General features: G+C 39.0%; 13 protein-coding genes. 5 read left to right on the forward strand and 8 right to left on the reverse strand.

The genetic code is table 11. The annotated features are described in order from the left end of the window. Positions 1-159: 159 nt before the first annotated feature. Positions 160-1,083, forward strand: a complete 924-nt coding sequence (locus ABG082_RS09065; protein ID WP_348936789.1) for a DsbA family protein — start codon at positions 160-162, stop codon at positions 1,081-1,083. Positions 1,084-1,094: 11 nt separating this feature from the next. Further along, positions 1,095-1,406: a monooxygenase gene (locus ABG082_RS09070; RefSeq protein ID WP_348936790.1), complete on the forward strand. Its 312-nt coding sequence runs from the start codon at positions 1,095-1,097 to the stop codon at positions 1,404-1,406. A gap of 115 nt (positions 1,407-1,521) precedes the next feature. On the opposite strand, the gene ABG082_RS09075 is transcribed toward ABG082_RS09070, so the two are convergent. Continuing rightward, positions 1,522-2,667: a choline esterase gene (locus ABG082_RS09075; RefSeq protein WP_272511567.1), complete on the reverse strand. Its 1,146-nt coding sequence runs from the start codon at positions 2,665-2,667 to the stop codon at positions 1,522-1,524. A gap of 164 nt (positions 2,668-2,831) precedes the next feature. On the opposite strand from ABG082_RS09075, the gene ABG082_RS09080 reads away from it, so the two are divergent. Both ABG082_RS09080 and ABG082_RS09085 read left to right on the forward strand, forming a co-directional pair. Beyond that, a complete protein-coding gene (locus ABG082_RS09080) occupies positions 2,832-2,999 on the forward strand; it encodes a hypothetical protein (RefSeq protein ID WP_281215200.1) in 168 nt (55 codons plus the stop codon). Next, positions 2,966-3,598 carry a pentapeptide repeat-containing protein gene (locus ABG082_RS09085; RefSeq protein WP_348936791.1) on the forward strand — a complete coding sequence of 211 codons (633 nt, stop codon included), beginning with the start codon at positions 2,966-2,968 and terminating at the stop codon, positions 3,596-3,598. The genes ABG082_RS09080 and ABG082_RS09085 overlap by 34 nt, the downstream gene beginning before the upstream one ends. Positions 3,599-3,942: 344 nt before the next feature. Here ABG082_RS09085 and ABG082_RS09090 read toward each other — a convergent pair whose 3' ends face one another. The 5 genes from ABG082_RS09090 to ABG082_RS09110 form a co-directional block, all read right to left on the reverse strand. Beyond that, the gene (locus ABG082_RS09090) at positions 3,943-4,869 is read right to left on the reverse strand and encodes an alpha/beta hydrolase (protein ID WP_272511569.1); all 927 of its coding nucleotides are present in this window, start codon (positions 4,867-4,869) and stop codon (positions 3,943-3,945) included. A gap of 26 nt (positions 4,870-4,895) precedes the next feature. After that, a complete protein-coding gene (locus ABG082_RS09095; RefSeq protein ID WP_057079476.1) occupies positions 4,896-5,297 on the reverse strand; it encodes a MerR family transcriptional regulator in 402 nt (133 codons plus the stop codon). 236 nt (positions 5,298-5,533) lie between these two features. Beyond that, on the reverse strand, positions 5,534-7,000 hold the full coding sequence (locus tag ABG082_RS09100) for a glycoside hydrolase family 1 protein (RefSeq protein WP_164072383.1): 1,467 nt from the start codon (positions 6,998-7,000) through the stop codon (positions 5,534-5,536). A gap of 23 nt (positions 7,001-7,023) precedes the next feature. Next, positions 7,024-8,916 carry a beta-glucoside-specific PTS transporter subunit IIABC gene (locus ABG082_RS09105; RefSeq protein ID WP_348936792.1) on the reverse strand — a complete coding sequence of 631 codons (1,893 nt, stop codon included), beginning with the start codon at positions 8,914-8,916 and terminating at the stop codon, positions 7,024-7,026. A gap of 118 nt (positions 8,917-9,034) precedes the next feature. Beyond that, positions 9,035-9,877: a PRD domain-containing protein gene (locus tag ABG082_RS09110; RefSeq protein ID WP_144680422.1), complete on the reverse strand. Its 843-nt coding sequence runs from the start codon at positions 9,875-9,877 to the stop codon at positions 9,035-9,037. A 374-nt stretch (positions 9,878-10,251) separates the two neighbouring features. On the opposite strand from ABG082_RS09110, the gene ABG082_RS09115 reads away from it, so the two are divergent. Then, on the forward strand, positions 10,252-10,560 hold the full coding sequence (locus ABG082_RS09115) for a DUF4870 domain-containing protein (protein ID WP_007499277.1): 309 nt from the start codon (positions 10,252-10,254) through the stop codon (positions 10,558-10,560). Between the two features lie 54 nt (positions 10,561-10,614). On the opposite strand, the gene ABG082_RS09120 is transcribed toward ABG082_RS09115, so the two are convergent. Next, positions 10,615-12,018 carry a HAMP domain-containing sensor histidine kinase gene (locus ABG082_RS09120; protein ID WP_348936793.1) on the reverse strand — a complete coding sequence of 468 codons (1,404 nt, stop codon included), beginning with the start codon at positions 12,016-12,018 and terminating at the stop codon, positions 10,615-10,617. 2 nt (positions 12,019-12,020) lie between these two features. Continuing rightward, positions 12,021-12,728 carry a response regulator transcription factor gene (locus tag ABG082_RS09125; protein WP_048002663.1) on the reverse strand — a complete coding sequence of 236 codons (708 nt, stop codon included), beginning with the start codon at positions 12,726-12,728 and terminating at the stop codon, positions 12,021-12,023. Between the last annotated feature and the right edge of the window lie 124 nt (positions 12,729-12,852).

Raw genomic sequence — 12,852 nt, forward strand, 5'->3', positions numbered from 1 at the left:
ACACTTGCTTGAATCTGTCGGATATACAACAAATTGAAGAAATTATTGGTGTTGATCTCACTCATTCTGTCTTAAGATTCAATTGTAAAGCAAATGATGACTTGATTCAAACAACTGATCAGGACACATTTTTTCCTGAAAAATTGAGGAGGAAATAACTTGAAAAATAATGACATGTTTTGTGATTTAGAAACTGGTGTATGCGGTGTAGGTGAAGAAGATATCCAGGTCATTGACTTTCACCAACCTAAAAAAAACATTACGCTCTACTATGTAACAGATCCAATTTGTTCTCATTGCTGGGCAATTGAACCTGTCCTGCGCCGATTTAAAGAGCAATACGGACATTATTTTCATTTCCAGACTGTGTTAGGTGGACTGCTAGAGAAATGGCATGACGGTCCAATTGATCCTGCGAACGGAATTTATAAGCCTGCTGATGTTGCGGGTCACTGGAGAGAAGTCGGAGAACATTCTCGCATGCCAATTGATGGGTCCTTAATGATTGACAATCCTGTTCAATCCTCCTACCCGTCCTCTCGTGTGTTCAAAGTGATTCAAAAACATCACGGTGATGAACAAGCTTATACGTTTTTACGCCGTGCAAGAGAAGCACTATTTGCATTCAATCAAAATATATCTGATATTACGGTTTTAATTGATATCGTCAACAACCTTGGACTGAACGGAGATGTTATTTTACATGAAGCGGAACTCCCTAGCGGACAAGACTTATTAAATCAAGATTTTGCTCTTGTTCGAGACCTCGGTGCAAGAGGTTTTCCGACCATCATCTTCGTCAATGAAGAAAATAAAGGAGTTAAAATCACGGGTGGTCGACCATTAGACGTCTATGTGGATGGATTAAAGCAAGCTTTAAACACAGAAGAGCTTCAACCGAAAAAGCTACCAGCGGTTTCTGCCTTACTCGAAAAAGAAAAATGTCTATTCTCTAAAGAGATTGAAGTGATGTACGATATTGATCAATCGGGTGTGCAGACTTTTATGGAGAAAGAACTTTCACAAGTACCGTTTCATATGAAAGAAGCTCTAGGAGAACAGTATTTCACAACTTCAACATAAGGAGAATGGCGATGGCTTACGTATTACAAGTGGATTTTAAGATGAATGGCCCTTTCGGAGATGAATTGGCAAAAGAGTTTTCTGATTTAGCGAGAAGTATTAATGAAGAGGATGGGTTCATATGGAAGATATGGACGGAGAATCCTGAAAAAAATGAGGCTGGCGGAATTTATTTATTTGAAACAAAAGAAGAAGCTCAAACATATCTCGATATGCATGCTAAAAGAATCACTAGCTTTGGCATAACAGACATCAATGCGAAAATCTTTGACATATATTCTGAGCTGACTCATATCACAAAAGGTCCATTAAAAACGCATTAAGATTAACACACGAAAAAAGAGCGGTTGTTGACTGCTCTTTTTTCTTATGAATGAAGTAAGATATTCAACTTTAAACCGATTCATTAAAAGGTTATGATCAGCAGTTTCCCCTAGCTCACTTGTTGCTTGTTTTTTTTATTAAGTCTACACCATCATATGATAGGGTTTCTACATGTGTAGCCTTTTGCAGGATGTAATGATCAAAAAACGTCTTCGTATAGTCCGTCACAAGATGATGCATCTCTAATGCATCTCTTGTGCCTCTAAGTTCCTCATCTACACCGGTAAACACGATGTCACAGTAATCTAAATGTGCAGCACCATCAACAGTGAAATAATAGGTTTCCATGCTATTGTTGTCACCAATGATCGCATTCATATTATAATTCGGTTCAGAAAACAGGAGCAAAAAGGGTTTATTGAGGTCGCTGTCGAGAAGGCCAAATGCACCACTATCTAAGCCAGCCCCGCAGACAAACCGGTCGTCATCCCGGCAAACCATAACCGCTGTAGGTCCGCCATAAGAATGTCCAGAGATACCCATGCCAGTGTCGAGTAGCAGTCTGTCATGAAAAATGGACTTCCATTCTCCAGAGTTTAGTTTGTGAAGATGATCGGCTACGTACCTTACATCTTCTGCCTGTCGTTCACTATATCTTGTTAACTCGTTAATGATTGGCAAGGAAAGGATGTTACGGCAGATCTCAATAGCCGTTTCATCGTCAGGGCGCATATTCATCTTACCTGCCAGTGTTATCATCTCCGGATCTTCAGAAAACGCCTTAATGACTTCCGAAAAACCCTTTGATACATTCAACAGCTTCCCATCTTTCCGTTTGTACATGGTGCTATCCTGATGGCCGATACTGACGACAACATACCCTTGGCTTGCCATATCTGTACAGATGGCTGTCCCCCATTCAGGTGAACCACCCCCGCCGCAAACATAGAATACCACTGGATAGCGCTCTTCCTTCCGAGAAAGAGCCAGATCGTCATAACAATGCGTTTTGATATCGATAGAGAAGAACTTTATTTCCTTCAAATACTCAGTGACAAGCGGCTGGTCATGAAGCATTTCGTAGACTTCAGGAAACATGTATGTGGATGGAGTCTTTCCTTCACTGCTATCAGATGGATAGTACATAAATGCGGTCAGTTCTCTTTTGGATTGATCTGATGCCGTATACTCAAAATCCATCTGGATTCGGCCGACTATGTAGCTACCGATTGGTTCTGGAAATGTGTCATACCTTTTCATTCTTTTATGCCCCTTTCATCATGAAAATGAATATCGGTTCTTTGCTGGCTGAGTATCGTATTGTGATATAATCTTGAGTCAAAGACAAGCGCTAAGAGAAAATGAACTTGCTGAATGGACATCATGATGGTGAAAAATTCTGAAGAAATGATAGGGTGATAGCGATGAGAAGACTTGAGTCTGGTATATCAGTAGACAACGAAACATTTTCTGATGTTGCCAGGTATGAAAACGAAACAATTAGCAGAACGACAATCATCAACTCAAATATTCGTTCTCCTATTTTTGGAGCTGTCACTTGGATCATCTTGTATTTGATACGTGTGATCTGACGAATGCGAGATTTTTTGCCGGTAGTACGATTGATCATTGTACTTTTAGTCATTCAGACTTGCGCTCTGTGGGCATTGGCAAAAACGAAGCTGTCTTCACCAATTGCGAATTTTCTTCCTGCGATATGAGGGGAATGACATTGGAGAATGCTACGTTTATCGATTGTACTTTCTCTAATTGTAGATTCAATGACCGTGTTTTACAGGCAGCGATCATCGTCAATTGTACCTTTGCTGGTAAGCTAATAGATATAACGTTTGAGGGAAATGGCAAACAAAAGCTGATCGCCAATTTTGAAAACTGCACCCTTGATGGTGTTCGTTTTATAGGCTGTGACCTAGCGGCATGTATTCCGCCAGCATCCAAAAACCATTTATATGTTGAACATGTATCTGCACGAGTGAAAAAGGCCTTAGAGAAGATAGATGATGATCCTACTCTGTCTGACCATGATCGGAAAATAATAGTGCGGAGTCTGCGGAAGCTTGAACAAATGGAACAGTGTATTTTTAACACGAAATATATGGAGAAAATACATGGGGCCGCTTTTGTTGAACGCTTTTTCAGTCATCTTGGATGTAGCAAGGATCACATGTAGCGTTTGCTACATCTCTTTTCCTATTAATTCGATATCTTCTTGTGATAGATCAAACGTTTTCATTTCGTTCCCCTTTCACCTCACTGCTCGTATGTATTATACCAAACATAAGATGATGAACTAAATGGGGAAAAAACAGCCTATGATTATACATATCATCATCTTCTTATCCTTTTTTATAGCTTCACTCTCCTTTACTAACCAGCCAAAAGACCGTTTAATCTGTAGTGAATTGCCATTCAGAACGTATTTCATATTCAATTGAAAAAGGCTGCTTTCAAGTAAGCAGCCTTTTCGCCTATTTACATCAGAACATGTACCCTTTCTAGGTGTGAACTAAATCCCTAACGATTGATCACTTGAATGATTTTCTTCAGAGCATCTGCCGCTTCTGGAATTGGCATGACAACAAACACATGCAGCATTTCAGGATAAACAAAGGTTTTGATGTCCATTCCTTGTTCTGATAGTTTTTCATCGAGCTTTATGGCATCTGGATATAACATATCATGTGTTCCGATAAAATGAGTGATCTTCCCGAGCCCTTTAAAGTCACCGTAAATCGGACTAATCAATGGGTCTGTGAGACTTTGATCAGCTGCCCACATTTTTGTGATGACTTCCATTCCTTCATGACCTAGAATCGGGTCCTTTTTTGCATATTCAAAAATGAGAGGGTTGCTCATACTCATATCAACACACGCAGATAGTAACACGATATCCTTTGGCTGCGGCAGATCTTCCTTCTTTAAAAGGTGCGCAAGACCAAGTGAGATGTTTCCGCCAGCTGAATCTCCCATGATCGTCAATTGATTGGCGCTTTCAGCAGTTTTCAGAAGGTCTTTATATAGGTTAAGAATTTTCGGATACGTATCCTGGTTGCTATAATGAGGCACTTTTGGGTAAATAGGGGCGACTACTTTCGCACCTAGTGATTGCGCCATTTTATCCATGAACCACCAATGGACATTCAAAGGCTGATTTGTCCACGCACCACCATGTAGATAGAGAATGACTTTTTGATTTTGTGATGCTTGTTCATTCAATGTGAAAACTTGCATGCCTTCGAATGTCTGCTCTTGTACCTCACTGATTAACTTCACATCCTCTCCAATGGCATAAGGCTGCGTATTTTCAATTCCTTTTTGCTCAAGAAATTTTTTTGTCTGTTCGATACTAGAAAAACTCTCTTTATTACTTTGCGAAGCGAATAATGTTTCAAATTGAATACTTTCTTTAGAACGTTCACCATGATACAATTCTACGCTCATTTTTTTCTCTCCTTCACTCAATAGGTTTATTGATCATCCTGCTTTGGAACACGAAATGATTCCAGGTAGACTTGTACTTTTTTTTCAGGGGTTTTTAATAAGTTAGATAGAAGGTCTTGAATGAGACGAAGGCTTTTAATTTTCTTTTCAATTTCTTCATGTTTAAGATGGACAATTTGTCTTAGGGTATCAAGGTCTATGTCTTGACTTAGCATGTGCATAATTTCAGCTATTTCTTTTAATGAATAACCGAGCGTTTTCGCATCTTTGATCAATTGAATTTTCACAACATAGTCGTCTGTATAGAATCTGTAACCGTTTGAACGTCGTCTTGGAGCAGGTAATATGTTGTGCTCTTCATAGTAACGAATTGCGGCAGGACTTACTCCTGTTTTTTTGGCAAGTTCTCCTCTAGTCATCAACTCCATCGTTACTCCTTTTTTATTATTTTGTTTTACTATATGTACATTATAAAGGTTGAACTATACTTCAAGGTCAAGGTGAAACATTTTTCGGCCAACTTTTGTTATCAAATGATTGTAGCAAAGAGATCTCTAGTGCTTGCTATGACATAATTGAGGTTACTTTTTGGGTAAACAAAAAAACACCATCGCACCCGGCCAAATAAGGCGGATGCAATGGTGTCATCATCATTCCATCTGGATTATGATAAATCTTCCCCATTTGTTTCAATCACTTTTTTGTACCAGTAGAAGGAATCTTTTTTGTAACGATTTAATGTCCCATTCCCTCTGTCGTCTTGATCTACATAGATCAAACCATAGCGTTTACTCATTTGAGATGTTCCGCAGCTAATTAAGTCAATACAACCCCATGGTGTATACCCCATTAAGTCGACACCTTCTTTGACTGCTTCTTTCATCTGTTCAATATGTTGTTTTAAATAATCAATTCGATAATCGTCGTGAATTTCTCTGTCTGGTGTCAATGTATCTCTTGCGCCAAGTCCGTTTTCACAAACAAATAAAGGTTTTTGGTATCTGTCATACAGTTTAATTAATGAAATGCGCAGCCCCATTGGATCAATTGGCCAATCCCATTGTGATAACTCCAAATGCTCATTTTTAATTGGACTATCAAATGTACCCGCTAGCTCTGCTGCATCTTCTCGCGCTTCTGCTACGTGGGACATATAGTAGCTGATCGCCACAAAATCAACGATGCCCTCTTTCAAAATTTGCTCATCCTGCTCTTCGATATCAAGTTTGATGTCGTTGTCAGCAAAATATTTCACCATGTATGTTGGATATTCACCTCTAGCTTGAACATCCGGATAGAACATATTCAATTGGTTTGATTTTACCGCTTGCAGCTGGTCCTCTGGTTTCGTTGTTTTTGCATAGGCTTCAATTTGGTTAATCATACAGCCAATTTGTGCATGTGGAATGATTTCTTTTGCAGCCTTCACTGTGAGAGCGCTGGCGATAAATTGGTGATGTGATGCTTGATACGCAGCCTGTAATTTATGGTCTACTAGGTCCTCTAAAATTCCAGCACCGGTGTAAAGGCTATTGAGGTTCATATTCATTTCATTGAATGTAATCCAATACTTCACTTTATTTTTATATCTTTCTAAAATGGCGCGGGCATATTTTTCAAACAACGGGACAAGCTCTCTACTCATCCAGCCATTATATTTCTCTGTTAAAGTAATCGGCATTTCATAGTGAGACATCGTGACTAGCGGTTCAATTCCATATTTCGCACACTCATCAAATACGTTATCGTAAAAAGCCAATCCTTCTTCGTTCGGCTTGTCTTCTAAACCAGTTGGAAAGATTCTTGCCCATGAAATAGACAAGCGAAACACTTTAAAGCCCATCTCTGCAAATAGTGCAATATCCTCTTCATATCGATGGTAAAAATCGATTCCGCGTCTTTTCGGGAAATCAAATTCATCGGGTTGTTCCTTGTATCTTGTTAATTCAGCTGAACTCACATCGAAAGTAAAGTTGTTCACTTTTCCTTTTTCATAAGGATCTTTATATGCAGCAAAGTCTGACGTCGACAGGCCCTTGCCACCTTCTAAGTATGCGCCTTCTATTTGATTGGCAGCAGTTGCGCCACCCCATAAAAAATCATCTGAAAATCCTTTTTTTACATTCTTCATTTCAATCATCCCTTCTCTTTATATTAGTGAATAAGCATTAAGAGCTTATTTTGACCTGCGGTGACATGAGCGTCACCTGTATGAATCACATCAAGGTATTGCGTTGAATTTGTGACGATAATAGGTGTCACTACATCTAAATGGTTTGATTGAATTCCTTCTATATCAAACGATAATAAATGATCCCCCGTCTTCATCTCATCGCCCTCTTTTACCAGTACATCAAAGAATTGGCCATTTAGGCTGACGGTATCAATCCCCACGTGGATCAATAATTCAATCCCATCATCTGAAACGAGTCCGATGGCATGTTTAGTAGGTGTAACAGTCACTACTTTTCCTGAGAACGGTGCTTGTACCACCCCCTTATCAGGCAAAATTGCGACTCCCTTCCCCATCATTTCACTTGAGAACACGGAATCATTCACTTCAGATAAAGGAATGACCTTTCCACTCATAGGTGCTTGAACTTCATAAGGGTTTGTTTGCTTAGACATTTGTTGATTCTCTGTACTCTCAGTGTGATTTGGCTTTTCTGCTGCTTGCTCGTTAGCGGCCGTGACAGACTCCTGAAATCCAAGGAGAATGGTGATGAGAAGTGACACGATGAAGCTAAGGGCGATACCAATCAGAGCCAGCTGAAAATTATTTGTCCCTTTCATAATGTAAGTTGGCAGTGAAGTAATGCCTGGGATCGAAAAGGCTGTCGTTTTAACTGAAAATAAACCGTAAAAACATCCACCGACTGCGCCGCCAATTAATGAAGCATAAAAAGGTTTTTTTAGTCTAAGTGTGACTCCATAAATGGCTGGTTCTGTGATCCCGAAGAAACTAGGAAGCAATGTTGAAAGCGCCAAAGACCTTGTTTCTACCCGCTTGGTGCGGATGATGACACCTAACACAGCGCCTGCTTGTGCCATATTCGCAATGAAATTCATTGGAAGCAGCATGATATCGTAACCCACTTTTTCAAAGCTGGCTAACGTGCTTGGGAAGAATGCGTAATGCATTCCAGTTAACACAATGAGTGGCATAAGGCCTCCCATTAATAAACCGGCAATCGGACCAGCGAAATTGAACAAAGAAGTGAAAAAGATTTCTAAATATTGCCCAGAAACGTTCCCAATAGGAGCGATAAAAGCCAGTGTAAGAGGAGCCGTGATCATCAGGCTCAGTACCGGTGTAAATACGATACTTAAGGATTTTGGGATCGCTTTTGTTATCCACTTATCGACAAAACTTAGTAATAGCACACCTAAAATAATTGGTAATACAGAAGATGTGTAATTATTTAGTGGAATACTTAACCCTAAAAAACTTAACGGGTCTGCTCCTTTTGCTGCACCTTCGATCATCGTTGGATATAGTAAAATCCCTGCTAATGCGAGCGCAAGAGATTCTCGCGTTTTAAATTTCTTCGCTGCCGAATAAGCAATGAGGAAAGGTAAAAAGTAAAAGACAGCATTTGAAAAAATTTGAAGTACTTGATAGGTAGAGCTTGTCTCCGTCAGCCAGCCTAAGCTAACGAACAGTGCCATGATCCCTTTGATCAATCCACTACCAACAATCGCTGGCAAAATAGGTGTGAAAATCCCGCTGATCACATCGAATACGACTTCAATTGGGTTCATCTTTGACGTGTTTTTAACAGGAGCAGAATTATTGCTACTATGACCGGCTAGATGATCGATTTCCTCATAAACCTCTGCTACCTTTGCTCCAATAATGACTTGGAACTGTCCACTTTGGAATTGAGCACCTAAAACACCATCTAATGTTTTCAGCTCATCTACTTTTACCTGACTTTCATCGTTGAGATTAAATCTTAGCCGTGTGATACAATGCCAACTTTGAGATATATTTTCGGTTCCACCAATTAATTTCACAATTTTTCCAGCCAATTCTTTGTTTTCCATGCTTTCACCCCTTCATTTTCACAAAAAAAACCTAAACAAAATCCACCATAGAAAAGATCATTCTTTCTCATGGAGATTTGTTTAGGTTAATGCTTTTTCATAACACGCCTAAAAGAAATCATTTATTTTTTTGGTGTTCCTTTGTGATTCTCTCAATATGGATGACTAAAAAAACAAGTTCGTCTTCTGTCACATTCCAATTGAATTCTCGTTTTAACATTTCTTTGATGATCAATCCGCAGGCATAACTCTTCATATAACGATCCTGTATTAATTCTTTTAACGAGTCATCCATCTGCTGCGGTGGTTGATTGGTTTCCTGCCTGACAATAAAATATCTCAAGTGGGTAATAAACCTCGAATAATTAATGGATGATTTATCCAATATCATCTCGAAAATATTTTGAATGATTTTGACGATTTCTTTCGTGAGGTGAGTCATCTTAATGGTGTCTCCCATAGACTGACCATCTATTTGAGCGTTTACAAAATGCAGGGCAATGAGTGAAGCTTCAGTATCTTCAAAAGAAATGCCCATCATCTTTTGAATAATTGTCAGTGCTTTTTTCCCGACTTGATATTCTTGAAAATAGAGATGTGGAATTTCCCACACAATGGGGTTTTCATACGCCATTTTTTCTTCGTGCCTTTGAATAGCGAAGGTGAGATGATCGGATAGCGAAAAGAGCACGCTGGAACCTAACTTCTTATTCAACATCTCTTCGCCTACGCGAATGATTTTTTCAGTTAATAAAAGGATATCAGTTGGGATAGCGGCAAGTTGAGATTCTAATGGAGACGTCTGATCAGAATAAAATGTCTTACTGACAGCGCTCTCATCAAGTGTATCACCTTTCTTCTTTTTAAAACCTATTCCTGTTCCAAACACAACGACTTCATTTTGAGCCTCTGTTAGAGCTAATACGATATTATTATTTAAAACTTTAACGACGGTGAACATCCTCATCCCACCTTACCTAAAATGCTAAAAAAAGCATAAAAAAACACCAAAATCTCAGCAAACAACGTACAAATGTACAATCTGTTTACCTGACTTGGTGGTGCCTGATCATATCAGTAACACTCCTGCATCGGTTACGACTTTATTTTAAATAGAGGAATGACCAAAGTCAACTATTTTTTTCTGAAAAAATAGATTGAAATACCCAGAATCATTTTATCTTTCCTTGTCTTTTTACAGTTTAACATATTTAAGGTTGCTGTAAGGTTCGGATTAATACGAGTTAAGGTTGAGGTTGTACAATGGGTTTGTAAGGAATTGAGGGATGAGTCAAATGGTCCCCTCTTCTAAATCAATCATAGAGGTGAAAAGCTTTGAGAGAAAATAAAATTTTGTCTTCATTATGTTACTTCAGTATCTTTTTTGCACCGTTTCTATTTCCGATTATCGTTTATTTCTTAGGAAAAGACGAAGTGAAATACCATGCGAAAAAATCACTATGGACACATATTATTCCTTATTTGATTTTCGGTCTTGGTATTGCCGGTTCAGGTTTACTTGGCATGAACGATATCAGTCATGCTGGTCCGTTCTTAATTGCAACATATGCTGTGACATTCCTTGTGGCGATCTACTTCTTCATTTGGAACATTGTGAAAGGCATAAAAGTGTTTTCAGAATAAGAGTTAGAAAAAACGGTTCTGTGATTGAGCAGAACCGTTTTTTTGTATGTCCGTTTAAGCGGGTAATTGGATATCAATCGTTGTTCCTTCTCCTATCATACTTTGTATTGTAATATCTCCCCCATGTTTTTGGATGATATCTTTTGCAATCGCCATTCCAAGGCCTGAGCCTGCATGTGTCCCTCCAGTATTCGTCCCTCTATAGTAGCGATCAAACACTTTTTCTAGCTCTGCCTCTTCAATTCCTTTGCCGTTGTCTTGAATGGTGATGTGGGTATGTTCTTTTTGTTCAAGCTGTACAATGATTTTCACATCAGCATCATTGTGAACAAGGGCATTTAAAATGAGATTGGTGACCGCTCTTCGTATGAGGATCGTATCAATATTCAGCATGAGCTTGTCTACATTCGTTTGTAGCTCAATGGTCTGATCTGCATATCTCGAATCGTTGAGGATATCAATTAACGTTTCACGCAGCAATGGCACAATGTTCACAAGCTCTTTATGCAACATCACGTCGTTATTTTTCAGCCTTGTTGTTAAATTGAGATCCTCCATCACATCTTTGATGTACAATGATTTATTCTCAATGATGTCAGCGTAATGTCTGATATCTTGTTCTGAAAGAGGATAATTTGGATCTTTCATGATTTCTGCATAGCCTTGAATAGAGGATAATGGTGTTTTAATATCATGAGAAATATGACTGATCCACTCTTCTCGCATTTGCTCTAATTTGTCTTTTTCTTTTTGGCTTGAAGCGAGCTGTTCTGATAAGTGATTGACATTATAGAACACATCTTTATATATCCCCTTCGTTGGCAGCTTCGTCGTATAATCTCCGTTTGCGAGCCTCTGGATGCCATAAATGGCACGGCCGAGCGGTTTGATGAGTTGCCGGCTGAATAAGTATCCAATGAATAAGGCAATGATGGCATCAATCGATAATAAAATCATCGTCCCGATATTGAATTGCGATATTAATTCTTTCGTATCAAAAGAAAATAAATATTTTCCGATGGAAGGGTCCTTAAATCCGATGAAATAGCTGTATTCCTTACCCTCTCCATTTTTTCCTCCAGCATAGATCGTCGACATCAATTGCTTATCTTTATATTTATGTAAGTTAACGACTTCTATAGGTGTGTATTTGCTCTTTAAGCCTTTAGGTGCTAGTGCATGATAGACGTCTTGTCCATTTTCGTCTAATATTTGAATCCACGCATTTTGTTGTTTTAAGGCTTGCTGTCCTTCTTTACTCACAGTGATATTTTGATTAGACAAGGTGATGTATTGTTCAAATGTTCTTGTGAAGGTTTCCGGCGTATTTTCTTCGTTTTGCTGACTGCTTGCTTGTAGTACAAGCCATATCATGAATCCAAATAAGTTAATAAAGACCGTGATAATGGTCACGATAATGACAGAGACCATGTATCTGCCTGTTAATCGCCATTTCATCTTTATGCATCCTTTACAACAAATTTATAGCCAAGCCCTTTGACCGTCACGAGAAATTCTGGTGTAGATGGGGAATGTTCTATTTTTTCCCGAAGTCTTCGTATATGAACCATTACCGTATTATCAGAACCGAAGAAATCCTCTCCCCAAACCGTTTGATAAAGCGTTTCTTTACTGATCACGCGATTCGGATGCTGCAAGAAATAAGTCATTAACATAAGTTCTTTCGGAGTGAGCTCAATCGCCGCCCCGTTTTTCGTCAGTTCGGCTTGCTGCTCGTTTAACTCAAATGGGCCTTTTTTGATCACGGGCTCCGCTTGAGAAGGCTGTACATATGATGACCGTCTTAGCTGGGCTTTTACCCGGTAGGCGACTTCTTTTGGACTGAACGGTTTTGTAATGTAATCATCGCCGCCAATGGCAAGTCCTACAATTTTGTCTGATTCCTCTCCCTTTGCTGATAAAAAGATAATCGGAACATGCGAGACATCTCTGATTTGTTTGCAAATATCGTAGCCTTCTCCGTCTGGCAGCATAATATCCAGTATGACGAGATCTGGTTGTTCTTGATGAAATTGCGTGAGCCCATCACGGGCAGTTGAAGCTGTTAACACCTGGTCAATGCCTTCTCTTGTTAATACGGTATGGATTAATTCTAAAATTTCTTTTTCGTCATCTATAATCAATACTTTGCTTTGAACCTTTGGCATGTTGATCACTCTCCTGAAGTCATTGTTATTATTATACCCAAAGTGTTGACGTCGTGAAAAATCAACTTTCTATTTACACAGAAAAAAGCCAATTTTCTTTTTTGATGAGAAAATTGGCTTTTTG

Source organism: Bacillus sp. BS1807G30 (assembly GCF_040047675.1).
GTDB classification, from domain to species: Bacteria; Bacillota; Bacilli; order Bacillales; family Bacillaceae; genus Bacillus; species Bacillus altitudinis.